At 64.4% G+C, this 24,282-nt stretch carries 21 protein-coding genes; 10 read left to right on the forward strand and 11 right to left on the reverse strand.

Annotated features, from left to right (window positions below):
• Positions 1 to 66: 66 nt before the first annotated feature.
• From AAFP05_RS11895 to AAFP05_RS11905, 3 genes are all read right to left on the reverse strand, one after another.
• On the reverse strand, positions 67 to 1,062 hold the full coding sequence (locus AAFP05_RS11895) for a methionine synthase (RefSeq protein WP_341730086.1): 996 nt from the start codon (positions 1,060 to 1,062) through the stop codon (positions 67 to 69).
• Positions 1,062 to 2,153 (reverse strand): tRNA 2-thiouridine(34) synthase MnmA, encoded by a 1,092-nt coding sequence (gene mnmA, locus AAFP05_RS11900; protein WP_341730087.1) that lies wholly within the window; start codon positions 2,151 to 2,153, stop codon positions 1,062 to 1,064. Before mnmA ends, AAFP05_RS11895 begins: the two co-directional genes overlap by 1 nt.
• Positions 2,154 to 2,233: 80 nt before the next feature.
• On the reverse strand, positions 2,234 to 3,403 hold the full coding sequence (locus AAFP05_RS11905; protein ID WP_341730088.1) for a cysteine desulfurase family protein: 1,170 nt from the start codon (positions 3,401 to 3,403) through the stop codon (positions 2,234 to 2,236).
• Between the two features lie 107 nt (positions 3,404 to 3,510).
• On the opposite strand from AAFP05_RS11905, the gene glgX reads away from it, so the two are divergent.
• Positions 3,511 to 5,643, forward strand: a complete 2,133-nt coding sequence (glgX, locus tag AAFP05_RS11910) for a glycogen debranching protein GlgX (RefSeq protein ID WP_341730089.1) — start codon at positions 3,511 to 3,513, stop codon at positions 5,641 to 5,643.
• Positions 5,644 to 5,712: 69 nt separating this feature from the next.
• Here the strand turns inward: glgX and glgP are convergent, their stop codons facing one another.
• On the reverse strand, positions 5,713 to 8,268 hold the full coding sequence (glgP, locus tag AAFP05_RS11915) for an alpha-glucan family phosphorylase (protein ID WP_341730090.1): 2,556 nt from the start codon (positions 8,266 to 8,268) through the stop codon (positions 5,713 to 5,715).
• A gap of 119 nt (positions 8,269 to 8,387) precedes the next feature.
• Here glgP and AAFP05_RS11920 point away from each other — a divergent pair, with 119 nt between their 5' ends.
• The 3 genes from AAFP05_RS11920 to AAFP05_RS11930 are packed head-to-tail and all read left to right on the forward strand — an operon-like array spanning position 8,388 to position 13,105.
• Positions 8,388 to 10,397: an alpha-1,4-glucan--maltose-1-phosphate maltosyltransferase gene (locus tag AAFP05_RS11920; protein ID WP_341730091.1), complete on the forward strand. Its 2,010-nt coding sequence runs from the start codon at positions 8,388 to 8,390 to the stop codon at positions 10,395 to 10,397.
• A 12-nt stretch (positions 10,398 to 10,409) separates the two neighbouring features.
• Entirely contained in the window at positions 10,410 to 12,314 is a 1,905-nt protein-coding gene (gene glgB, locus AAFP05_RS11925; protein ID WP_341730092.1) for a 1,4-alpha-glucan branching protein GlgB, read from the forward strand.
• Between the two features lie 11 nt (positions 12,315 to 12,325).
• Positions 12,326 to 13,105, forward strand: a complete 780-nt coding sequence (locus AAFP05_RS11930; RefSeq protein WP_341730093.1) for an NUDIX hydrolase — start codon at positions 12,326 to 12,328, stop codon at positions 13,103 to 13,105.
• A 259-nt stretch (positions 13,106 to 13,364) separates the two neighbouring features.
• On the opposite strand, the gene AAFP05_RS11935 is transcribed toward AAFP05_RS11930, so the two are convergent.
• The gene (locus AAFP05_RS11935) at positions 13,365 to 14,276 is read right to left on the reverse strand and encodes a tetratricopeptide repeat protein (protein WP_341730094.1); all 912 of its coding nucleotides are present in this window, start codon (positions 14,274 to 14,276) and stop codon (positions 13,365 to 13,367) included.
• A 74-nt stretch (positions 14,277 to 14,350) separates the two neighbouring features.
• Between AAFP05_RS11935 and pgm the strand changes: the two genes are divergently transcribed.
• From pgm to AAFP05_RS11950, 3 genes are all read left to right on the forward strand, one after another.
• The gene (gene pgm / locus AAFP05_RS11940; protein WP_341730095.1) at positions 14,351 to 15,985 is read left to right on the forward strand and encodes a phosphoglucomutase (alpha-D-glucose-1,6-bisphosphate-dependent); all 1,635 of its coding nucleotides are present in this window, start codon (positions 14,351 to 14,353) and stop codon (positions 15,983 to 15,985) included.
• A gap of 53 nt (positions 15,986 to 16,038) precedes the next feature.
• Positions 16,039 to 16,482: a methylmalonyl-CoA epimerase gene (gene mce / locus AAFP05_RS11945; RefSeq protein WP_341730096.1), complete on the forward strand. Its 444-nt coding sequence runs from the start codon at positions 16,039 to 16,041 to the stop codon at positions 16,480 to 16,482.
• Between the two features lie 98 nt (positions 16,483 to 16,580).
• Entirely contained in the window at positions 16,581 to 18,017 is a 1,437-nt protein-coding gene (locus tag AAFP05_RS11950) for a DivIVA domain-containing protein (protein WP_341730097.1), read from the forward strand.
• 26 nt (positions 18,018 to 18,043) lie between these two features.
• Here AAFP05_RS11950 and nucS read toward each other — a convergent pair whose 3' ends face one another.
• Positions 18,044 to 18,757, reverse strand: coding sequence for an endonuclease NucS (gene nucS / locus AAFP05_RS11955; protein ID WP_341730105.1), 714 nt, complete (start codon positions 18,755 to 18,757; stop codon positions 18,044 to 18,046).
• 51 nt (positions 18,758 to 18,808) lie between these two features.
• Here nucS and AAFP05_RS11960 point away from each other — a divergent pair, with 51 nt between their 5' ends.
• Both AAFP05_RS11960 and AAFP05_RS11965 read left to right on the forward strand, forming a co-directional pair.
• Positions 18,809 to 19,084 carry a hypothetical protein gene (locus AAFP05_RS11960; RefSeq protein ID WP_341730098.1) on the forward strand — a complete coding sequence of 92 codons (276 nt, stop codon included), beginning with the start codon at positions 18,809 to 18,811 and terminating at the stop codon, positions 19,082 to 19,084.
• A gap of 1 nt (position 19,085) precedes the next feature.
• Entirely contained in the window at positions 19,086 to 19,874 is a 789-nt protein-coding gene (locus tag AAFP05_RS11965; protein ID WP_341730099.1) for an alpha/beta fold hydrolase, read from the forward strand.
• On the opposite strand, the gene AAFP05_RS11970 is transcribed toward AAFP05_RS11965, so the two are convergent.
• Positions 19,861 to 20,421, reverse strand: a complete 561-nt coding sequence (locus tag AAFP05_RS11970) for a peptidylprolyl isomerase (protein WP_341730100.1) — start codon at positions 20,419 to 20,421, stop codon at positions 19,861 to 19,863. The two genes, AAFP05_RS11965 and AAFP05_RS11970, sit on opposite strands and share 14 nt — an antisense overlap.
• A gap of 229 nt (positions 20,422 to 20,650) precedes the next feature.
• On the opposite strand from AAFP05_RS11970, the gene AAFP05_RS11975 reads away from it, so the two are divergent.
• Entirely contained in the window at positions 20,651 to 21,277 is a 627-nt protein-coding gene (locus tag AAFP05_RS11975; protein ID WP_341730106.1) for a cob(I)yrinic acid a,c-diamide adenosyltransferase, read from the forward strand.
• A 5-nt stretch (positions 21,278 to 21,282) separates the two neighbouring features.
• On the opposite strand, the gene AAFP05_RS11980 is transcribed toward AAFP05_RS11975, so the two are convergent.
• From AAFP05_RS11980 to atpD, 4 genes are all read right to left on the reverse strand, one after another.
• Positions 21,283 to 22,332, reverse strand: coding sequence for a biotin/lipoate A/B protein ligase family protein (locus tag AAFP05_RS11980; protein ID WP_341730101.1), 1,050 nt, complete (start codon positions 22,330 to 22,332; stop codon positions 21,283 to 21,285).
• 26 nt (positions 22,333 to 22,358) lie between these two features.
• Positions 22,359 to 22,820, reverse strand: coding sequence for a DUF2550 domain-containing protein (locus tag AAFP05_RS11985; protein ID WP_341730102.1), 462 nt, complete (start codon positions 22,818 to 22,820; stop codon positions 22,359 to 22,361).
• 43 nt (positions 22,821 to 22,863) lie between these two features.
• Positions 22,864 to 23,289, reverse strand: coding sequence for a F0F1 ATP synthase subunit epsilon (locus tag AAFP05_RS11990; RefSeq protein WP_341730103.1), 426 nt, complete (start codon positions 23,287 to 23,289; stop codon positions 22,864 to 22,866).
• Between the two features lies 1 nt (position 23,290).
• Positions 23,291 to 24,282: F0F1 ATP synthase subunit beta (gene atpD, locus AAFP05_RS11995; RefSeq protein ID WP_341730104.1), on the reverse strand; the 992-nt coding region annotated here is incomplete at its 5' end.

The following is a 24,282-nucleotide window of genomic DNA, read 5'->3' on the forward strand; positions in this document are numbered from 1 at the left end:
TCTCGGGCGCATCACAGAGCACCGCAAGAACGGCGACCTGTGCGGGCTTTGCAGTAGCCCAGGACCTCAGTCCGCCAGCCGTTCGCTGACCAATCCGGCGGCTTCGTTCAGGTTCTCAAACAGCCGCGCCACCGAAGGAGCATCCCAACCGGCCAATCCGCAGGCCGGAGTAAGGACGACCTGATCGTCGAGTACCTGTGGGTCGATCTCAAGGACCCGCAGCACCCGCAGGGCCGCCGTGGTCAGCTCATCGACTGATGGCACGCGGACTTCGTCGGTCCGCGCGAGGCCCAGACCGAAGGTGCCACCATCGCTGAGCCAAGCGCCGCAGGCATCCAGCGCGGCAGTGTCGAGGTAGCGCGCGTCCAGGCATAACCCGGTGAATCCGGCTTGGGACGCCAAGTCCACCGGCATCGAGGGGCCACAGCTGTGCACCCAAACGCCCCCCACACCGTCGACCGCGCGAACGGCCGAGACGATCTGGTGCCAGCTATCGGCAACGATCTCGGGCTTGGGCGCCGGATACCGGTGAAGTCCGGAGAAGGTCGGCAACGCCCCGGCCAGCACCGCGTCGATAACCGGCTCGTCGAACTGGACGATCAGCGGTCGTCCCAGGCGTTTCACCAACCGGGTCGCGAGCCGGGCGGCCGCTTCGGCCAGCGCCTGGGTCAGATCGCGACAGGCCCCGTGGTCACCGATGATGTGGTTCATGGTCGGATGGCTGAGCCGTACCGAGGCCGCCAACGTCCAGGGGCCCGCCAGCGCGACCTTCAGCCCGCCGGTGTGGTCCTGGGTGAGCTCTTCGAAGTCGTCCAGGTCGGTGCCCCACCAGCGCCGCGCACGCCGCTGTGCGGCATCGGGGCGACTCGCCAGGCGCCAGCCATCGGGGCTCAACTCACAGGGCTGCTCGAGCAGCCCCAGCGCCCGCCCGATCATCGTCGAGGATGCATCTCTGGCCGGCACCTCGGGCCAGGCAAGCAGCCCGGGCTGCAGGTCGGCAACCATCCGGGTCGACTCGCGGAAATCGCGTCCGGGCATCGACCCCAGCCCCGTCACGAACATCAGGCCGCCGTGGCCGAGGCGCGAACCGCGGACGCGATCACCGAACTGCCGACGACCCGGTCGCCGTCATAGCAGACCGCATACTGGCCGGGAGCCACCCCTGGGTAGCCCTCGTCCAGGCGCATCACGATCTGATCCCCCTCCGTGCTGATCCAGGCGTCGCGCGGCTCGCCGTGCGCCCTGACCTGTACCTTGCCGCGCCACCGTCCGCCGCGTGCCGCTCCCGTCCAGGTCGGACGAATACCGCGCAGCTCATCGACGGCAAGATCCTCGACCGCGCCAACCGTGACCTGGCGGGATGCGGGGTCGAGCCCGACGACGTAGCGTGGCCGGCCGTCGGCGGCCGGGATACCCAGGTTGAGCCCCTTGCGCTGACCGATGGTGAACCTGAAGGTGCCCTGATGCTTGCCGAGCTGGTGTCCTTGCGCATCGACGATCGTTCCCGGAGCGTCCCCCAGCTTCTCGGCCAGGAATCCAGCGGTATTGCCGTCGGGAATGAAGCAGATGTCGTTCGAATCCGGCTTGTCGGCGACCGCCAGGCCGAGGTCGGCGGCCTCCGCCCGTACCTCGGACTTCAGCGAGTCGCCCAGGGGGAACAGCGAGTGTGCCAGCTGATACTGGTCGAGCACGCCGAGCACATACGACTGGTCCTTGCCCGGATCTCGAGAGCGCCTGAGCTCCAGGCCATCGGAACCATTCAGCAGCCGAGCATAGTGCCCCGTGGCGACCGCGTCATAGCCCAGGGCGATCCCCTTGGCGAGCAGCGCGGCAAACTTGATCCGCTCGTTGCAGCGCAGGCACGGGTTCGGAGTTCGGCCCGCGGCGTATTCGTCCAAGAAGTCGCCGATGACATCGTCGGCGAAGCGGTCGGAGAAGTCCCAGACGTAGAAGTCGATGCCCAGCTTGTCGGCCACCCGGCGGGCATCGTGAACGTCGGCCAGCGAGCAGCAGCCCCGCGAACCCACCCGCTGCGCCAACGGGGTGCGCGACAACGCGAGATGAACTCCGGTCACCTCGTGGCCCGCGGCAATCAGACGGGCGGTGGCAACCGAAGAATCGACGCCACCCGACATCGCCGACAACACTCGCATCTGAATAGCTCCTTCGTCGCAACGCTTTACGCGTCAACCAGTCTAGGGCTCCTCCTGAAGGCCGCCCACAACCGCCGTTGTCAATGCGGGACCCGGCGGGCCCTGGTGACCGCACCGGGCAGTTCCGCGATGAGCCGATCGATCCCGGCTTGGGTGGTCGTCCAGCCGAGACTGAATCGGACGCCCTCGCGAGCTGCCCGGTCGTCTCGTCCCATCGCCAGCAGCACCTCGCTGGGCCCATGCACCCCTGCCCGGCAGGCCGAGCCGGTGGAGCACCAGATCTGCTGCTGGTCGAGCACGAACATGACATCGTCGGCCGACGCTCCCGCGAAGCCGAGATTGACGATCGCTGGGCTTGCCGGACCTGCACCGTTGACGCACGCACCCGGAATCCGCCGGGCGGCCGAGACAAGCTGCTGCTTGAACCCCGCCAGCCGCGCGCTCTGGGTGTCCCGCTGTTCGGCCATCTCTCGAGCGGCCGCAGCGAATCCGGCCGCCAGCAGCACCGATTGCGTCCCCGACCGGATTCCGCCCTCCTGGTTTCCCCCCAGCCCGTGCGGCGGCAGTTGAATGCCGCGACGCACCAGCAGTGCGCCCACACCGACCGGTCCCCCGATCTTGTGCGCGGAGATGCTCAGCAGCTCAACTCCCAGGTCGGCGAAGTTCACCGGATGGTGACCGAAGGCCTGTACCGCGTCCGTGTGAAACCAGGCTCCCGCGCGGTGCGCGACCTCGGCGAATCGGGCGATCGGCTGAATCGTCCCCACCTCGTTGTTGATCAGCATCACGCTGGCCAGCCCCACCGCCCCTGAGGGGTGTTCGGTGAGCAGCCGCGTGAGGTCATCGTGCAGCACGTGCCCGCTCTCGTCCAGCCCGGCGGCCTGCACCCGTGGCCCCAGCACCGTCTGAGACGACTGCACGGCGGGGTGCTCGAATCCGCTGATCACCATTCCCGGACGCTGGTCCGCCCATCGACGAGCCGAACCCAGCACGGCGATCGCGTCTGCCTCGCTCCCGCCCGAGGTGAAGACGACCTCGTCGGGGTGGGCACCGAGCAGCGCCGCGAGTTCTTCGCGGGAGTCCTCGAGCAATGCCCGGGCTGCGCGCCCGGCACCGTGCAGAGCGGCCGGATTGCCCACCAGATCTGCCACGGCGGCCAAGGCAGCACGGCTTGCCGGGCGAAGCGGCGAGGTCGCCGCGTGATCCAGATAGACCGGTTCCGCCGGGAGCTTACGATCGGATTTGATCATGGATGCCTAACTTGCTGCAACGCTATATCATTCTTCCCCTAGGGTAATTGACTCAAACATCGGCGCAAACGTGGAGCAGCCGATGACAGGCGAACAAGGAGTGTGGCATGCCGACTGACGCCTCGGGTATGCCCGGCACGCATCTGGCAAGCGATGGCTGTCAGTTTCGACTGCCTGCGCCGCGCGCCAAGGCCGTCGAACTCGTGCTGCTGGACGCCGACATGCACCAGCGAACCTTCCCGATGTCGGTGCTGGACGGCAGCTGGTACGCAAAGGTTGCAGATATACATCCCGGCCAACGCTACGGCTACCGGGTATACGGCGAGTGGAACCCTGCGGCGGGATTGCGTGACAATCCTGCCAAGCTGCTGGTCGATCCGTACGCCCGTGCCATCACCAGCGGCGTCGACTACCTCGGACCGGTCCGCGATCATTTGCCGGACGCCCGTGACACGATGGACGAGCGCGATTCCTTCGCCGCAGTGCCGCTGTCGGTCGTGGTGTCACGAAGCCCACGTCCGACCCCGATCGCTCGCCGCCGCCCGCTCAGTGAATCGGTGATATACGAGGTCCACGTCAAGGGCATGACCCGGCTTCATCCCGATGTTCCCGAACACCTGCGCGGAACCTATGCCGGACTCGCCTATCCCGCGGTGATCGATCATCTGAAGCGGCTGGGCGTGACGGCAGTCGAGCTGCTGCCGGTGCAGCACTTCGTCACCGAATCGGCCATCGCCGGACGCGGCAAGACGAACTACTGGGGCTACTCCACGCTCGGCTTCTTCGCGCCGCACGCCGCCTACTGTTCGGTGGGCACCACCGGTGAGCAGGTCGACGAGTTCAAGGCGATGGTCTCGGCCCTGCACAGCGCCGGCATCGAGGTCATTCTCGACGTCGTCTACAACCACACCTGCGAAGGCGGGGTGGATGGCCCGACCCTGTGCTTCAGGGGGATCGATCACCGCGACTACTACCGGCTGAACGCCGATATGGGCAGCAACTTCGACGTCACCGGATGCGGCAACTCGCTCGATACCTCGAAGCCCGACGTACTCGCCCTGGTACTTGACTCGATGCGCTACTGGGTGACCGAGATGGGCGTCGACGGCTTCCGCTTCGATCTGGCGACCACGCTGATCCGCGACAGCAATCACAACGTCGATCAGAATCATCCGTTCAAGCGCGTCATTGCCGATGACCCAGCGTTTGCGGGCATCAAGATGATCGCCGAACCCTGGGACGTGGGCCCGTTCGGCTATCAGGTTGGACGCTTCGGTCGTGGCTGGAGCGAATGGAACGATCGGTATCGCGGTTTCATGCGCGACTACTGGCGCGGTGTCTTCGACGTCCAAGAGTTTGCGACCCGGCTGACCGGATCAGCGGACCTCTTCGACGGATCGGATCGTCCGCCGTCGGCCAGCGTCAACTTCATCACCGCGCACGATGGGTTCACCATGCGCGATCTGGTCACGTATAACCACAAGCACAACGAAGCCAACGGCGAGCACAATCGCGATGGTTCCGACGACAACCGCTCGTGGAACTGCGGTGTCGAGGGTGAGACCCTCGACCCGGAAATCAACGCCCTGCGTCGCCGCCAGGTGCGCAATCTGATGGCCACGCTGTTGCTCTCGCGCGGAGTACCGATGATCACCGCAGGTGACGAGATGGGGCGCACCCAGCTGGGCAACAACAACGCCTATTGTCAAGACACCCCGATCAGCTGGGTCGACTGGAAGCTCGCCGAGGACTGGGCCGGGCTGACCGAATTGACCGCAGACCTGACCAAGCTGCGGGCGACCTCCCGATTGCTGACCTACGACGACTATCTCTACCGCAGCGAGATTCTCGACGCACACGGGCAGTCACTGCAGCGCTACAACCTGGCCTGGATGAACGGCTATTCAGGCGAGATGCAGACCCACGATTGGCAGGACAACGGACGCCGGCTGCTCGGCATGTACCTGTCGAGCCGCACCGAGGCCCTGCTGATCTGGTTCTATTCCGGAGCGCATCCCATCCACGTCACGATGCCCGGCAGTCCCTGGGGCTGGGGTTACACATTGGCCGCCTCTACCGCGGAACCCGGCGAGTTGCCCACGATCGATCTGCTGCCCGGCGACTCCATGACGCTGCCCGGACGCACCGTAGTGGTCCTGAAGGTCAAGGTGCCGTCGGACGAGAAGACCCTGCGCAAGGCGATGAAGTCATTGACGCGCGGTGGTCGACGCGAGGCCTGATGCCCCAGACGCACGGGGCCACCGCCTTCCGGACGACGGCCCCGTGCGACACTACCGCTGCGTCACGCCCTACTCGGCCAGTGCAGCCAGACCCAGCTCGGCGGTGCTTGCCAGCAGCGGATGATAGGGCACCACACGCACCGTGTAACCGATCAAACCCGCCGCCTTGCTGACATCGGTCAGCCTGAACAGCACGTTGTCATCGGACGAATCCTCGCCGGCCAGCTCGAACCGGTCGATCTGCACATTGCGCAGTTCGTCGACGGCATCCACCTCACCGCTGACCAGTTCCACGGCCACATCCGAGGGCGACAGCCCGTTCAGCCGGACGGCCGCCTCGACGACGTGGCTCGACCCGACCTCAACAGTCTCGGGCAGTCGCGACTCGACTCGAGCGACCGCCACACCCGGCCATGCCGCACGCACCTTCTGCTTCCAGAAGGCCAACTCGGTCGCCGTGCCGTTACAGGCAACCCGCCCCGCGGACGCGGCCGCCGGCGTGTAGTACTTCTTGACGTAATCCCTGACCATGCGGGTGGCACGGACCTTGGGACCCAGGCCGGCAATGGTCTTGCGCATCATGTCGACCCAGGCGGTCGGAATGCCGTTGGAGTCGCGGGTGTAGAACCTCGGGACAATCTCGCGCTCGATGAGTTCGTACAGGGATTCGGCCTCCGCGGCATCCCGCTCCATCTGGTTGCCGAGCATCTCCACCGACGGAATCGCCCAGCCGAAGTCCGGGTCATACCACTCGTCCCACCAGCCGTCGCGGATCGACAGGTTGAAGCCCATATTCAGCGCGGCCTTCATACCCGACGTACCGCACGCCTCCAGCGGACGCAACGGGTTGTTCAACCAGACGTCACAACCCGGATACAGCGGCTTGGCGAGCGAAATGTCGTAGTCGGGCAGGAAGACGAGCCTGCCGCGCACGTCGTCCTGATCGGCGAACTGCACCATCTGCTGGATGAGGCCCTTACCGATGTCATCGGCCGGATGTGCCTTGCCCGCGATGACGATCTGGATCGGGGTCTCCGGATGGTTGAGCAGCGCCTTGAGGCGCTCCGGTTGGCTCAGCATCAGCGTCAGCCGCTTGTAGGACGCGCCGCGGCGCGCGAATCCGATGGTCAGCGTGTGCGGATTGAGCGCCGTTGAGACCCAGTCGGCGCTCATGCCGCGTGCTGCGGCGCTGGCCGCCAGGCGTTCCCGGGCCATCGTGATCATCTGGCCGCGCATCCGGCGCTTCATCGTCCAGATCTCGCTGCCATCGAGGCGATCCAGTGCGTGCCAGTCCCAGCCGTCCCTGATGCCGGCGGCATCGTCCACCGGCGATTCGAGCAGATGCTGCAGTTCGGGATGCACCCAGGTGTGGCCGTGCACACCATTGGTGACCGACCCGATCGGCACCTCGCTGACATCGAAACCAGGCCACAGCTGCTGGAACATCTGCCGGCTGACCTCGCCATGCAGTTCGGAAACACCATTCGCCCGCTGGCTCAACCTCAATCCCATCACGGCCATGTTGAACCGCGACGGATCGCCACCCGAGAAGTTCTCGGCGCCCAGGCCCAGCACGCGATCGATCGGGAGCGGCGTGAACGACTCGAACTGCGAACGCACCTGGTCCATGCCGAACCGGTCGATGCCGGCCGGCACCGGCGTGTGGGTGGTGAACAGGGTGCCCGCGCGCACCTGCTCGACCGCCGAATCGTAGCTCTCGTGCTCATTCACCATTCGCTCGCGGATGCGTTCCAAGCCCATGAAGACGGCGTGGCCCTCATTGGCGTGATAAACCACCGGTACGGAATGGCCGGTGACCCGGCAGAACTCACGCAGCGCACGCACGCCGCCGACACCGAGCAGCACTTCCTGGGCGAGCCTGTGGTCGGAGCCACCGCCATAGAGCTTGTCGGTGATCAGCCGCTCGCGCTCACTGTTCACCTCGAGGTTGGTATCCATCAAGACCAGCGGAACCCGTCCTACATTGGCGACCCACAGCTGCGCCTGCACGGGCACCCCACGGATTTCGACCTCGATGATCACCGGCGCGCCGTCGGCATCGGTGAGCATCGCAATCGGCAGTTCGTTGGGGTCAAGCAGGGGGTATCGCTCCTGCTGCCAGCCTGCAGTGTTCAGGGACTGAATGAAGTAGCCGTGGTGGTAAAGCAGACCGACACCGATCAGTGGCAGACCGAGATCGGACGCCGACTTCAGATGGTCGCCTGCCAAGATGCCCAGGCCGCCCGAGTACTGCGGGAGTACCTCCGAAATGCCGAACTCGGCCGAGAAGTAACCGATCGTCTTCGGTGCCTCGGGGTTGGCCGCCGCCCAGGTCTGATACCAGCGTTCACCCGTCAGATACTCGGTCAGGTCATCGCGGATCAGTTCGAGCCTTCGGACGAAACGCCGATCATGCGACAACGCTTCGAGCCGCTCGGGGCTCACCTGGGAGAGCATCTTCAGCGGATTGCCGCCGGTGCTCACCCACAGATCGGGGTCCACCGCGCGGAAGACCTCCTGAGTATCGGGATGCCAGCTCCAGCGCAGGTTACGCGCAAGATCGCCGAGAGGCCGCAGCGGCTCGGGTAGCACAGGCTGAACTATGAATCGTCGAATGGCACGCACCTCGTCAGGCTAGTGGAGGTCCGCGCCCTGGCTCAAACGTTTCACTCTTTGTCGAAAAAAGCTTCCTGAGTCTGCCCATCTGCTCGCTAGCAAGGCGATCGGCCGCTAGCGTTGCTCACGTGAGTGACCTCGACAACGTATGCCACAAGGCCACGTCCCGATTTGACGAGTTCAAGTTCGGACGACTACCGATCGGGAAGATATCCCCGGTCATCGAACATGGCGCCTACCCGGCCAAGGCTGTGGAAGGCGAGCAGTTCCCGATTTCCACGCGTGTTTACCGCGAAGGCCATGACAAGGTCGGCGCGACGGTGGTGTTGACCAGCGCGGATGGCCAGACCTCGCGGGTCGACATGGCGCAGATCTGGCCGGCCGGCCTCGACATCTGGCAGGTCTGGGTGCGTCTGGACACGCCCGGCGACTGGACGTTTCGTATCGAGGGATGGGCCGACGACTGGCACACCTGGCAGCACAATGCAGATGCCAAGCTGGCCGCCGACATGGACATTGAGTTGGTCTGCGTGGAAGGCCACGACCTGTTCTCCGATGCCGCTCCCCGTGCCCGCGCCGCAGGCGCCGAGGCCGCAGCGGTCGTGATCGAGGCGGCCGACGCCGGCCTCAAGCCGAGCCGTCCCGCCGATCAGTTGCGCGCACTGGCGCTGGCCGATGATCTTGACGCAGCGATGACCCGCTTCGGACGGCGCCGCATGATCACTCCCAGCGTCGAGTACCCCATTCAGGTCGACCGCAAACGGGCGCTGTATGCCAGCTGGTACGAGTTCTTCCCACGCTCCCAAGGTGCGGCGCGCGATCCGCACACCGGTGAATGGCACTCGGGTACCTTCAAGGATTGCTACCCGATTCTCGAGCACATCGCCGAGATGGGCTTCGATGTCGCTTACGTGCCCCCGATCCATCCGGTGGGACGCCAGTTCCGCAAGGGTCCCAACAACTCCCTGACCGCCGGCCCGAACGATCCGGGCTCGCCATGGGCGGTGGGCGGGCCTGAGGGCGGTCACGACGCGATCCATCCGGATTTGGGCACCATCGAAGATTTCGATGCCTTCGTCGACAAGGCCAAGTCCGTTGGTCTGGAGGTTGCGATCGACTTCGCGCTGCAGGCCTCCCCCGATCATCCGTGGGTCACCGAGCATCCGGAGTGGTTCACCACCAGGCTGGACGGCACCATCGCGTATGCCGAGAATCCTCCGAAGAAGTACCAGGACATCTACCCGATCAACTTCGACAACGACCCTGAGGGCATGTACCACGAGGCGTTGCGGCTGATCGAGTACTGGATTGAGCACGGCGTGACCATCTTCCGCGTCGACAACCCGCACACGAAGCCGCTGAACTTCTGGGATTGGCTGACCAGTCAGGTGCATGCGAAGCATCCCGAGGTGATCTTCTTCGCCGAGGCGTTCAGCCGTCCCGAGGTCATGCAGACGCTCGGCAAGGCCGGCTTCCACATGAGCTACACCTACTTCACCTGGCGCTTCACCAGGAAGGAACTCGGCGACTATCTGACGGAGCTGGCCACCCAGACCGCAGACTTCATGCGTCCGAACTTCTTCGTCAATACTCCCGATATCAACCCGCTCTCGGTACGGTCGGGAGCACCTGCGGCCTTCGCGATCCGGTTGATCCTGGCATCGATGATGAGCCCATTGTGGGGCATCTACCAGGGCTTTGAGCAGTTCGAGTTCGAGCCCTTCAAGGCTGGCGGTGAGGAGTATCTGAACTCCGAGAAGTACGAGTATCGTCCGCGCGACTTCACTGCCAAGCCGAACCTCAACGAGTTGATGACTCGGCTGAATGAGATTCGTCGTGAGCACCCCGCGTTGCAGCAGCTTCGCCGCAGCACTGTGCTTGCGACCAACTCCGATGAGATCTTCGCGTTCGCGAAGAACGACGGCGACGACAACGTCATCGTCGTTTGCAGCCTCGACCCGCATGAGACGGTGAGTGGCGAAGTAACTGTGGACCTCAAGGACTTCGGCATCGACTCCGAGACCTTCGATGTCCATGACGAACTGACCGGGGCAGACTTCGTCTGGGGGACGCGCAACTTCGTCCTCTTGGACCCCGCACGTCCGGCCCATATTCTCACTGTCCGCGCGCATCGCTGAAAGCAGGAAGACATGCATGACAAGTTCGGCAATCTGACCGGTTGGGATCTCGAGGGTTTCCACAGTGGTGGCGACACCGAGGCCTGGCGCAGGCTCGGCAGCCACGTGGTCACCGTGCACGACGACGAGCGCGGAGATCTGAGTGGCACCCGATTCGCTGTCTGGGCTCCCAATGCCCAGCGCGTCCAGGTGATGGGCGACTTCAACTGGTGGCAAGGCGACGACATGGAGCTGGTCCCCGGCACCGGAGTCTGGGCACTGTGGAAGGAAGGCGTCGGGGCAGGCGCCCAGTACAAGTACAAGATCCAGCACGCTGACGGCGCCTGGCAGGAGAAGGTCGACCCCTACGCCCGATTCGCGGACACGCCCCCGGGTAATGCGTCCATCGTCTGGGAGTCGGAGCACGAGTGGAGCGATGTCGAGCAGCAGTGGCTCGACAAGCGTTCACAGACCAACGTCTACGAGTCGCAGATGAGCATCTACGAGCTGCATCTGGGCAGCTGGCGCAAGGGCCTGAGCTACCTCGAGCTCGCCGAACAGCTCCCGCAATACGTCAAGTGGCAGGGCTACACGCATGTCGAGCTGATGCCCGTGATGGCTCACCCGTTCCCGGGCAGCTGGGGCTATCAGGTCACGGGCTACTTCGCCCCTGATGGCCGGCTTGGTACTCCGGACGATTTCCGTGTGTTGGTCGAGGCACTGCATGCCGAGGGCATCGGCGTGATCCTCGACTGGGTGCCGGGGCACTTCCCGAAGGACGACTGGGCCCTCGGCCGCTTCGACGGCACCGCACTGTACGAGCACGCCGATCCTCGGCAGGGCGAGCAGCCCGACTGGGGCACCTACGTCTTCAACTTCGGTCGCAACGAGGTCAAGAGCTTCCTGGTCTCCAATGCCTTGTACTGGGTGCATCAGTTCCACGCCGACGCGCTCCGTGTGGACGCGGTGGCCTCCATGCTCTATCTCGACTACTCGCGTAACGAGGGCGAGTGGGTGCCGAACGAGTACGGCGGCCGCGAGAACCTCGAGGCGATCGACCTGCTGCGCTATGTGAACAAGCATCTATACGCGCGCACTCCGGGCGTTGTGATGATCGCCGAGGAGTCCACGAGCTTCGGCGGGGTCACCAAGCCGACGAACTGGGGTGGCCTGGGATTCGGGTTCAAATGGAACATGGGCTGGATGAACGACTCCCTGCGCTATCTCGGCCTCGATCCGATCTATCGGCAGTATCATCACAACGACATGACCTTCGCGATGGTCTACGCGTACTCGGAGAACTTCATCCTGCCGATCAGCCACGACGAGGTCGTGCATGGCAAGGGATCGATGCTCAACAAGATTCCGCAGGACGATTGGCGCAAGTTCGCAACACTGCGGACCTTCTACTCGTTCATGTGGAGCTTCCCCGGCAAGCAGCTGCTGTTCATGGGACAGGAGTTCGCGCAGCGTCCGGAATGGAACGAGGAGACCGGTCTGGAGTGGTGGGTGGATTCACTGCACGGCCACAACGGCGTCCGCCAACTCATTCGCGCCATGAACGAGCTGCAAGCCTCTCATCCGGCCTTGTACCAGCTGGACTGTGAGCCGGAGGGCTTCCGCTGGATCAATGCGGACGATGCCGCCCATAACACCTACAGCTTTGTACGGCTGGATCGCGATGGCGAGATGATCGCCTGCATCGCGAACTTCTCGTCCGAACCGAATGACAACTACTCGATCGTCTTGCCTAAGGCCGGAACCTGGCGTGAGGTACTCAATACCGATGCGGCTGAGTTCGATGGCACCGGGCTGTATCACAACACAGAGCCGGTCGTCGCGACGATAGCCGGTGACAGCAGCAATCCCGGCTCGTGGGCCGGGGCAACCGTCGTGGTGCCGCCGGCCGCCGGCGTCTGGCTGCGCTATGAAGGCTGAGGGTTGACCGCTTGAACGAGAAGTTCGAGATCACGCTCACCGTCAACGACGGCATCGGCGTGCTCGAATGGGCGGGCCAGACTGATCAGGCGACATTGGATCGCGCAGTCAGTCTGGCCGCCGACGACGCCTTGATCGGACGCGAGGTCGATCGCCTGGAGGTGCAGATACCCGCCGACGATCAGATGGCCATGCGGGCGTTGCATCGGGCACGCTTCCGTCGCGAGGGATGCCGCCGCAACGCGGTACGCAGACCAGACGGCGGCTGGCAGCACGTTTTCATCTATGCCCGGCTGGCCATCGATCAAGTCTACGGTCCCGACGGTTTCAGTGGCGTGATGAATACTGTGCTGCCCACGCACCGGCTGATCGGACACGTGCTCTTCCGCGACCAAGCCGGACGAATCCTGCTGGTCGAGACCACCTACAAGGACGACTGGGAACTGCCCGGTGGGGTCGTCGAACCCAACGAGACACCGCGGGCGGGCGCTGAGCGTGAGGTGCTCGAAGAACTCGGCATCGGGGTGCGGCTCGCTCAGCCGCTGGTGGTCGACTGGATGCCTCCCTACCTGGGCTGGGACGACGCAGTGGAGTTCATCTTCGATGGCGGCGTTCTCGACCAGGCCACCATCGACCAGATGGAGCTGCCCGAGACGGAGATCCGCGCCTTTCGCTGGGTCTTCGAAGACGAGATGGACGACCACATCTTCTCCCTGTCGTCCAGGCGGCTGCACCGGCTGCTGGCCGGGCCCACCACCATCTACACCGAGGACGGCCGCGAGTTGCCGTGACGGGCAGCGGCTACCGGAAGTAGCAGCGGCTACCGATCCGCACACTCTTCGACGCAGCGGCTGCCGGAAGTAGCAGCGGCTACCGACCCGCACACTCTTCGACGCAGCGGCTACCGGAAGTAGCGGCGGCTACCGAAGCTCCGGCAGCCTTTGCGATTCTCGGCAGTCGCTGCCAAGACGACCGGTTGTTCTCGGTAGCCGCTGTGTTCGCCGAGGTCCAAACGCAGCGTCGACGCGTGCTGGCGAGCCCGGACGAAGCTCAGAACAGCGCCATCGACAACGCCCGGCGGGCCTTCTTGACCACAGGGTCGGTCGGATCGGCCGTCTCGAAGAGTTCGACCAGCCGCGCGCGAACCCGCTCGCGGTCCTCCCCCGCGGTACTGCGCACCAGATCGACCAGCCGACCGAATGCCCGTTCGGCGTTGCCGGTGATCAACTCCAGATCGGCAGCCGCGAATTGCAGGTCGAGATCGTCTGGGGCGGCATCCGCTTTCGCGATCGTCTCGGGATCGACATCGGAGGTGCGCATCAACAGCGCGGCCTGCGCACGTCCTGCCTGAGCCTCCGCATCACGGGGGTTGGCCTTCAGCAGCCGGTCGAACTCGTCCACGGCCTTCGCGAAGTCGCCCGCCTGAAGAGCCTCATCGGCAGCGGCGAAACGCGGATCAAGGGTCGGCTGGCCGTCGGTACCGGCTGCGGCTGCAGGCGATGATTGCGGCTGGGCGCGCCCGGACAAACCGTTGGCCACCGCGATCTGAGCCACCTGGTCGAGCAACGCCGCGATATCCGCCTTGTCTCGGGTGCCCTGAAAGAGCGGCGCCAGCTGACCGCCGATGAGCGCAACCACGGTCGGCACCGCCTGCACACCGAGCGTCTGCGCGATCCGCGGCTGGGTTGCGATATCGACGACACCCAGCAGCATGCGTCCAGCAAGCCCATTCACCAGGTCGCCAAGATCGTTCACGACCTGCTTGCTGGCCCGGTCGTCGCCAGTGACGAAAGCCATGATGACCGGGTACTGCGTCGACTGCTGCGCGACGGACTCGAAGACCGACTCGGTCACCTCTATCACATAGCTGCCGCCAGCAGTGGCGGGCTGAGTGCCGGCCGAGGTGGCAAGGGAGGACAGATCAATGGCCCCGGGACGCGAAAAACTCTGATCAGCGTTCATGCGCCCATTCTTCCACCGTCGCCGAGTACCTAAGAACTATTACGAAACCGGCGCTCAGGCGGCAAGATAGAGCCATGGCTCATCCACGCGCCGGCCAATTGGCCGATCCCTCCGACTTGATCAACGTCGATGAAGTACTCGGCGCCTACTATGACTTGGTGCCTGACCCCACAAATCCCGACCAGGCGGTCTCCTTTGGAACCTCCGGCCACCGTGGGTCAAGCCTCGATACTGCATTCAACGAAGCGCATATCGCATCCATCACCCAAGCGATCATCGAGTACCGCGCCGGCCAGGGCACCACCGGTCCCCTGTTCATCGGCAAGGACACTCATGGTCTGTCGCTTCCGGCTTGGAAGACGGCCATCGAGGTGCTGGTCGCCAACGGCATCGAGGTGCTCGCCGAACGCGATGACGAATACACCCCGACCCCCGCCGTCTCCCGCGCCATCATCCGCTATAACCGCGAACACGCCGGTGGCCCGCAGTCCGATGGCATCGTGGTCACCCCATCCCACAATCCCCCGCGCGATGGCGGCTTCAAGTACAACCCGCCGAACGGCGGCCCGGCCGACACCGACGCGACCGGATGGATCGCCGATCGCGCCAATCAGCTGATGGCCAACTACAAGACGATCTCCCGTGTTCCCTATGAGCAGGCCGCTGCCAAGGTCGTCCGCTATGACTACCGCACCCCGTACTGCACTGAACTCGCCCAGGTTGTCGATATGGAGGCGATCAAGGCGTCCGGACTGCGCATCGGTGCCGATCCGATGGGCGGAGCGTCGGTGCAGTACTGGCAGTTCATCTCAGAGAACCTGCTGCCGAACCTGACGGTCGTCAACAACGTCGTCGATCCCACCTGGTACTTCATGACGCTCGACACCGACGGCAAGATCCGGATGGACTGCTCGTCGCCGAACGCGATGGCTTCCCTGGTGGCCAATCGCAACGCGTACGATCTGTCGACCGGCAACGATGCGGATTCCGACCGGCACGGCATCGTCACCCCGGATGCGGGCCTGATGAACCCGAACCACTATCTGGCAGTGGCGATTCAGTACCTCTTCGGCAATCGGCCGGGTTGGCCTGCCACCACCGCGATCGGCAAGACCCTGGTCTCCAGTTCCATGATCGACAACGTCGCCCAGCTGCTCGGACGCACGCTGGTCGAGGTACCGGTGGGGTTCAAGTGGTTCGTCCCCGGATTGATCTCGGGCGACCTCGGCTTCGGGGGCGAAGAGTCTGCGGGAGCTTCCTTCCTCGAATTCGACGGTTCGACCTGGACGACCGACAAGGACGGCCTGATCCTCGACCTGCTGGCCAGCGAGATCACCGCGAAGACCGGGTTGACCCCGTCGCAGCATTACAACAAGCTCGTCGACCAGTTCGGTACCTACTTCTATGCCCGCATCGACGCCGAGGCGAACCGTGAGCAGAAGGCGCGCCTCAAGGCGTTGGCGCCCGAAGATATCAAGGCCGCAGAGCTCGCCGGAGATCCGATCACCCACGTCTACTCGCATGCGCCAGGCAATGACGCTGCCATCGGCGGCATCAAAGTCACCACCGACGCCGGGTGGTTCGCCGCTCGTCCCTCGGGCACCGAGGACAAGTACAAGATCTACGCCGAGAGCTACCGCAGTGCGGAGCATCTGGCAGCGATGCAGGATGCGGCCAAGCAGGTCGTTTCCGAAGCTCTGGACGCCTGATCGGAGCCCAACCCTCACGTTTCGTCGACAATCCACTATGAAAGGATCAACGCATGGAAAACTCTGATCTGTTCGTATGTATCGATCACGTCGCATATGTCAGCCCCGACAACGAAGAGGCCGTGAAGTACTACACCGAGGTCTTCGGATGGCACGAAATTCACCGCGAAATCAATGATGAGCAGGGTGTCTTCGAGATCATGATGGCCCCGGCCGCTGAGTTGACCGAGCACATGACCCAGATCCAGCTCATTCAGCCGACCCGCCCGGATGCCACCACTGCGAAGTGGCTGGAGAAGAACCGCCCCGGTCTGCACCATATGGCGTGGCGCGTTGCGGACATGGAGACCGCGGCGGCCACCTTGCGCGAGCGCGGCGTCAAGCTGCTCTACGACGAGCCCCGCATCGGTACCGGTGGCTCCAAGATCAACTTCATTCACCCGAAGTCGGGCAAGGGTGTGCTGATCGAGATCGTGCAGCCCGGTACCGGTCACTGAAGCTGATCGGTTTCAGTCAGTCAACCCACTGTGGGGTGTCCGTTAGGGCACCCCACAGCTGTTGTTGCTAACCTCGGATGGGACGTGAGGAGTTCGCGATGACCGATACCGCTGGCGAGGAATACACCGAAGACACCGGCCTCAATCTTTTCGATGACAGGGCCAGCGCCGCTGGTAGTTTCCCGCATGCGATGCTGGGATACGACAGACCAACGGTTGACAACTATGTTCGCGACATTGAGCAGCAGGTTTCCACGCTGCGTCAACTCACCCGCCACCTGCGTGCGGAACTCGCACTGGCACAGCGGGAACACGGCGACACCGATTTCACCCGGCTGGGTTCGCATGCCACCCAGATGCTGCGGGCGGCCGAAGCACAGGCCTCCGATCTGATCAGCAGGGCAGCCTCCGAGGCAGAGCGCATCAAGGAAGAGGGACACCGCGTAGCGTCCGATCTGCGTGCCGCCGCGCAGACTGAGGCCGACGACATTCGGGTCGAGACCCTTGGCAATCTGCGTACCATGCGCGAGCAGTTGGACGCCGAGATCACCCAGGCGCGCGCGGCAACCCAGCGCGACTGCGATGCACTCGTGGACGCCGCCAAGACCCAGGCCCAGGGGCTGATCGACGAGGCCTCGCACAACAGCACGCTGGCCACCTCGCAAGCGACGACAGCCGCGCGACAGCTGGCCGAGCAGGCCGCACGGGACGCTGAACAGGCACGCGGTGCAGCCAAGGTCCAGGCCGATGAACTGCTTTCCACCTCTAAGGCCGAGGCCGACAACGTGCTTCGCAGCGCGCGGACCCAGGCCGAAGAACTGCTGCGCGGCACGCGGGCCGAGGCCGACGAGATCAAGCAGAAGACCCACGCGCAGGCGCAAGCCCAGATCAAGTCGGCCAACGCTGAGGCCAAGCAGGTTGCCGAGAAGGTCGCCGCTTTGATGGCGGACGCCAATGAGCAGCACTCGAAGGCGACGGACGCCGTGGCCGAGGCCGGCGGTCAGGCCAGCAAGATCCGTTCGGACGCCATGTCTGCGGCCGAGGACTTGCGGGCGAAGGCGGCGGCCGAGACAGAGAGCCAGGTGGCTGCGTCCCATCGGCAGGCGACCATGATGAAGGATCGGCTCGAAGAGCAGTTCGCCTGGCGCAAGGAGCAGTTGGAACGCGAGGTGGCGATCCTGCTACAGCGCAAGGACTCGATTATCGCCCAGATGTCCAACCTCCAGCAGATGGCGTTGGAAGCGACCTCCGATTACCCCAACACCGATCCGTTCACCGCCCCGGCGGCCGACGCGGCTCAGTCAGGGGCTGCGGATCCCAACCAGCAGTGGCTTTCCGGATCGACCCAGCAGGGCGTGGCTCAGCCAAACGAGCCGACAACGGTGATCCGCAGCGATCCGAACGCCGCGCCGACCGCGGTGATCCCGCAGGCTACCCACGACCGGGCGACTTCCACAGATGCAGATGCGAACTCAACGGCGGTCATCCCGGCCGACGATGGCACCGAGCACACCAAGGTCATCCACCAGGACTGAACCGAGGGCGCGCGGAGGATCGGCCCTTAGAAGAGCCGATCCTCCGCGTGATCCAGGCCGCGCAACGCATCGTAATCGACCACCACACAGGAGATGCCCCGGTCGGTCGCAACCGTACGGGCCTGAGGTTTGATCTGCTGAGCGGCGAAGACGCCGCGAACCTCGCCCAGCAGCGGGTCGCGGTTCATCAGCTCAAGATAGCGGGTCAGCTGCTCGACGCCGTCGATCTCGCCACGCCGCTTCACCTCGACCGCGACATAGCAGCCGAGTTCGTCACGGCACAGCAGGTCGACCGGGCCGATCGCGGTCATGTACTCGCGCTGCACCACGCTCCAGCCGTCACCGAAAGCCGCAGGGTTTTCCGCGAGCAACGCTTGCAGATGGGCCTCCACGCCGTCCTTGCGTAGCCCAGGATCAACGCCGAGCTCGGTCGTGAAGTCGAGTTCGATCTCGCCCAGGCTGACCTGCAAGAAGTCGCCGCTCTTGGCGCGGATCGTCCATACCTCGCGTATCCGCGGATCGACATCGGCAGTCGTCGCGCTCAGCTCGGCCTGATCTGCGGGCGTGACGGTCATCGTGCATGGCGGGCTCATCCAGTTCAATGGCTTGTACGCGCGATCATCGGCATGCACCGAGACCGATCCGTCCGCTTTCACCATGATCAATCTGCGCGCCATCGGCAGATGAGCCGTCAATCTGCCGCCATAGTCCACTTGGCATTCCCCGATCACCACACGCACGGCGTCCACCGTACCCCAAGCCGCTCCCGGCGCACGCGGTAAGGTGATCGGGTGGCCAAACGTCCCAGCAAACACACGCGTCCGCCTCGTCCGCTGCGTATGGACCACTTCAACACCTCGGCCAGCAAGACAGACGGACGATGGGTGGTGCGCCAGGTTCGCGCCGAGAACGCCACCAAGACCTATATCTGTCCCGAATGCGAGAACCCGATCCAGCCGGGTACCCCGCACATCGTCGCCTGGCCGCATACTCCCCCACTCGGTTCGACCTCTGGCGTCGACTACCGCCGACACTTCCACAGCTATTGCTGGCAGCGCAGGAGATGAGATGACACGACTGCACGCGATCGAAATCGGTCACGGGCCCACCCGGTTGGTCTTCTTGCATGGGGTCTTCGGCCAGGGCAAGAACTTCGGAAATGTCGCCAAGCTGCTCGCAGACCAGGCCACCAGCGTCCTGCTCGACTTGCCCAACCACGGACGTTCGCCGTGGACGGATCGCTTTGACCTCGATCTCTTCGCCGACCTGGTCGCCGGCGAATTGCGGGCACGCGACACGCAAGCCGAGCCGGTTACGCTTATCGGACATTCGATGGGCGGGAAGGTCGCCATGCGACTCGCCCTTCGCCATCCCGGTTTACTCAATCGACTCGTGGTGGCCGATATGTCGCCGGTGGCCCGCGGCGACGACGGCGAGTTCCAGCACCTGGTCGACTCATTGCTCCGCATCGACCTTGATCGCATCACCACCCGCAAGCAAGCGGACGAGGCACTGTCCGCCGATGTGCACGATGCCGCAGTCCGCGCGTTCCTGCTGCAGAATCTGCACCGCACCCCAACCGGCGACGGCTGGCGGTGGCTGGCCAATCTGGGCCTGCTGCAGGCGTCCATCGACAAGCTCGTGGGCTGGCCGCCGATCAGCGGCCGGTGGCATGGCCCGGTGCTGTGGCTACGCGGAGCGAACTCCCTGCACGTTCAACCCGCCGACGAGCCGATCATGCGGAGCTATTTTCCCGCCGTCCAGCTCATCACCATTCCCGACGCCGGGCACTGGATCCACGCCGACCAACCGCAGGCCGTCGCCTCGGCCATCGCCGAGTTCATCAGCCGAGGCTGACGCGATCGATCTTTGCCTCGGCGATCGGACTGGGCGAGGCGTCCTTCGAAACGCCCCGGGAGGCAATCGTGGTGACGACGTCCAGCGACGCCTGGTCTATCGTCCCGAAGACCGTGTAGTCGGGCGGCAGAGGTGAATCCGCCCAGACGATGAAGAACTGCGAGCCATTGGTGTCGGCTCCCGCATTCGCCATCGCGACCACGCCCGCGGTGTACTGCTCGTTACCGGTCAGCTCGTCCGGGAAGCGATAGCCCGGACCGCCCATGCCGGTGCCGGTCGGATCACCGCACTGCAGGATATAGATGCCGCTGTCGACCAGCCGATGACACACTGTGTCGTCATAGAACCCCTGCTTGACCAGCGCCTCGAACGAGTTCACGGTACATGGCGCCGCAGCCCGATCCATGGTGATCGTCACCGGACCGGCCGACATATCGACAGTCGCGGTGAGCGTGCCTGTGGCCGGCACGTCGGTTGCGGGCGGAGGATCGACCGGCTTGGCCCGCTGGCCGCCGGCAGAGTAGGTGCAGCTGACCGTCTCGCTCAACGCGCTGGCGGTGCCTGCCGAAGGCGACGCACCCTGCGAAGCCGACGCCGGGCTGCTCGCCGCGCTGCTGGCCGGTGTGCCGGCCGGGGTGCTGGTCTCCACTGGTCCGCTCGCACAAGCCGAGAGTGCAATGGTCGCGCAGCCGGCCACCAATCCCACCACTGCTCGCCTGCTCAGTGTCATCTATTCGTCCCCTCGTGCCGGCCATCGGCCAGGTAGGCTTTCGGTCATGGTGCATCTCACCCGTATCTATACCCGAACCGGCGATGCAGGACAGACACGACTCTCCGATAACTCGGTCGCTCAGAAGACCGATTCACGAGTCGAAGCCTACGGCACTGTCGATGAACTCAATTCCGCCATCGGTGTCTTGCTGGCAAACTACGAGGTCGACCCACACGCTCAGGCCGCGCTGCAGATCATCCAGAACGAACTCTTCGATCTCGGTGCCGACCTGTCGAACCCGGTGGCACCCGATCCCAAGTGGGAGCCGCTGCGCATCATCCAGTCCAGCATCGACCGCCTCGAGGGCTGGTGTGACGAGTTCCTCGAAGGCCTGGGCAAGCTCGATTCGTTCATTCTCCCGGGGGGCTCACCGACCAGCGCCCAGTTCCATCTCTTACGGACGATGGCCCGCCGCGCCGAGCGTCAGGCCTGGGTCGCTGCCGAGGACCACGGTCTGGAGGATGGCTCGACCGGGCCCCAGGGCGGCATCAGCCCGTTGCCGTTGAAGTACCTCAACCGGCTCAGTGACCTGTTCTTCATCATGGCCAGGCGCGCCAACATGCTCGCAGGCATCTCCGATGTGCTCTGGATTCCCGGTGGGGAACGCAACCCTGGTCAAACGGGAGGCTGAGGCCCTCAGGGCACCCGATAGGTCCAATCGTCGGCACCGAACTTCGTGCGGACCAGTTCGGACGCCCGAGCAAGCTGATCGTCGCTGTAGCCGGCATCCACGCAACGGTAGCGGGACTTGAAAGACTCGAGGAACGACGACATCACCTGCTCCCGCGGCATACTTGTCTGCGAGCACATCGGATCGACCCATTTGTTGGCGCTGGCCGTGCCCTTCGCGCTGATCGGTTCCCTCCCCAGCCGCAAGACCTTCGCCAGCAGCCCCATATCCATGGCATAGGCACTGGTCACATGATGAAGCACCGTGCCATCGGCGAACCGGCGCTGAGCCGCTCCGCCGATCTTGCCCTTATCCGAGGCGATGTCATTGAGCGGCAGATAGCGCGCTCGGACGCCAACTTGTGCCAGCGCGTCGAGCACCCAGGCGTCGAGGAACGCATAGGACTGCTCGAAACTGAGCCCCTCGGTCAGCGATCCCGGAACCGTCAACGAGTAGGTGATGCAGGTGCCCGGAGGCATGTACATCGCTCCCCCGCCGGAGATCCGCCGCACCACCTGGAATCCGTACTCAGCGGCATTGTCGGGATCAACCTCATTGCGCACCGATTGGAAGGAGCCGATGACCACAGCAGGATCGTCCCATTCCCAGATCCGGAATGTGGCATTGCGCCGTCCGGCGCGGATGTCATCGGCCAGAACCTGGTCGAGCGCGACATGGGTGGCCACCGGCAGCCTGACCGCGGGGATCACATCGAAGGTCAGGTCCCGCCAGTCGGTGGCACCGAGGACCGCTCGGCGCACCGCGATGGCGATCGTCGCCGCGAGACCGTCGGGGGCGTCGGGCCACGCGTCGGCGGCGAGGCGCGCGAGACTCCGCACGTCCGCGACGGCTGCCCCCTGGAGCGCCACCTCGGCCCGCCCCAGGCCGCTGCGCATCTGGTCATCGACATCGCCTGCGGCCGCTAGCTGTACCCGCGTCAACCGCTGATCGACGACCTCGATCTCCGCGCTCACCCAGATGCCGTCGGCGGACGCGTACTCACCACGCGCTTTCATAGCTCCTCAGTTCGTGCTTCAGGCCGCTAGCGGCGGCGGCGGTAGTCGCCCTGCCCCGGAGGAGCGGCCTCCAGCCAGCTCACCAGGCCCATCGCGGAACCCTCATTGAGCGCCAGATCCCATTCTTGTACCGGCGAATCCGGTCGCTCATCGTCGACCCGCAATGACAGGATCGTCGAAAAGGCATAGCCGAGTTGAGACTCGGCCGCATCGGTTTCCCGCAGACCGCTGACCGCGCATTCGCTCCGGACGAATACCCTGCTTGGCCTGGGCAATACGTTCCAGAGCAGATACCACTCGAAGCACTCACCCGAATAGCGCGCCAATCCCAGCCGCCAGCGACGAGCACCCTGCAATCGCAATCCGCAATCGAAGAGACCGCCACTGCTGCTCAGCCAGACCCGGCGGAGAAAGACGGCCAACAGGTAACACAGGCCGACCACCAGAACGATGGTGGCCAGCCAATTCGGCCACCCGGGATCGTCCATGAACAGAGATTAGCGCAACTGTTCCTGGTGGCGCGCACTATCTCTAGTGATTCCGCTTCATCAGCTCGCCGTACTTCTGACCGGCTTTGACCTGCGACTGCAGCCTGCGGTACTGCCTCAGCTCTCGCTCGCTCGCCTCGGCTGCCTGCACCCTCGCGTGCAGCGCCGCAAGCCCGACCTCGGCATCGTCGACAGAAATCTCGCTTGCCAATTCTCCGAACGACGATATTACGGACACATGGTTATCGAAGACCGACAGAAAACCCGAATCGATGGCTATCACGTGACGCACACCGTTGGATGTGACCACCTCAGCACCGTGAGGTACGAGCACCGCCATCAGTGGCTCATGACCCGCGAGAATGCCGATATCGCCCTCAACGGTGCGCGCCAGAACGCTCAGCGCATCGCCCTGCCAGACAAGTCCATCGGTGGCGACGAACCTGACATTGAGTAGGTCAGACGCCATCTCAGGCTTCTTTCTTCAACTGATTCCATTTGGCCATGACATCGTCCATGCCGCCGACGTTGAAGAAGGCCTGCTCGGGGATCTCATCGCACTCGCCATCGCAGATCTTCTTGAATCCGGCGACCGTATCGGCGACCGGAACCGTGGAACCGGGAACGCCGGTGAACTTCTCGGCGACATAGAAGTTTTGACTCAAGAACTGTGAGATACGCCGCGCCCGGTTCACCAGGATCTTGTCGTCCTCGGACAACTCATCGATGCCCAGAATCGCGATGATGTCCTGCAATTCCTTGTTGCGTTGCAGGATCTGCTTCACCTGGGTGGCGACGTCGTAGTGCTCCTGGCCGATGTACTGAGCATCGAGAATGCGGCTGGTCGAGCTCAACGGGTCCACGGCCGGGTAGATGCCGCGCGAGGCGATCGCACGCGAGAGTTCGGTGGTCGCGTCCAGGTGCGCGAAGGTCGTCGCCGGAGCCGGGTCGGTGTAGTCATCGGCGGGCACGTAGATCGCCTGCATCGAGGTGATCGAGTGACCGCGGGTCGAGGTGATCCGCTCCTGCAGCTGGCCCATCTCGTCGGCCAGGTTCGGCTGGTAGCCCACCGCGGAGGGCATCCGGCCGAGCAGCGTGGAGACCTCGGAGCCGGCCTGGGTGAACCGGAAGATGTTGTCGATGAACAGCAGCACGTCCTGGTTCTGCACATCGCGGAAGTACTCCGCCATGGTCAGCGCCGACAGCGCCACCCGCAGCCGGGTGCCCGGCGGCTCGTCCATCTGGCCGAAGACCAGGGCGGTGTCCTTCATGACGCCGGCCTCGATCATCTCGTGGATCAGGTCGTTGCCCTCACGGGTCCGCTCCCCCACGCCGGCGAACACCGAGGTGCCGCCGAAGTTGTGCGCGATCCGGTAGATCATCTCCTGGATGAGCACCGTCTTGCCCACGCCGGCGCCGCCGAACAGGCCGATCTTGCCGCCCTTGACGTACGGGGTGAGCA

It is taken from the genome of Brooklawnia sp., assembly GCF_032229645.1.
Lineage (GTDB): Bacteria > Actinomycetota > Actinomycetes > Propionibacteriales > Propionibacteriaceae > Brooklawnia.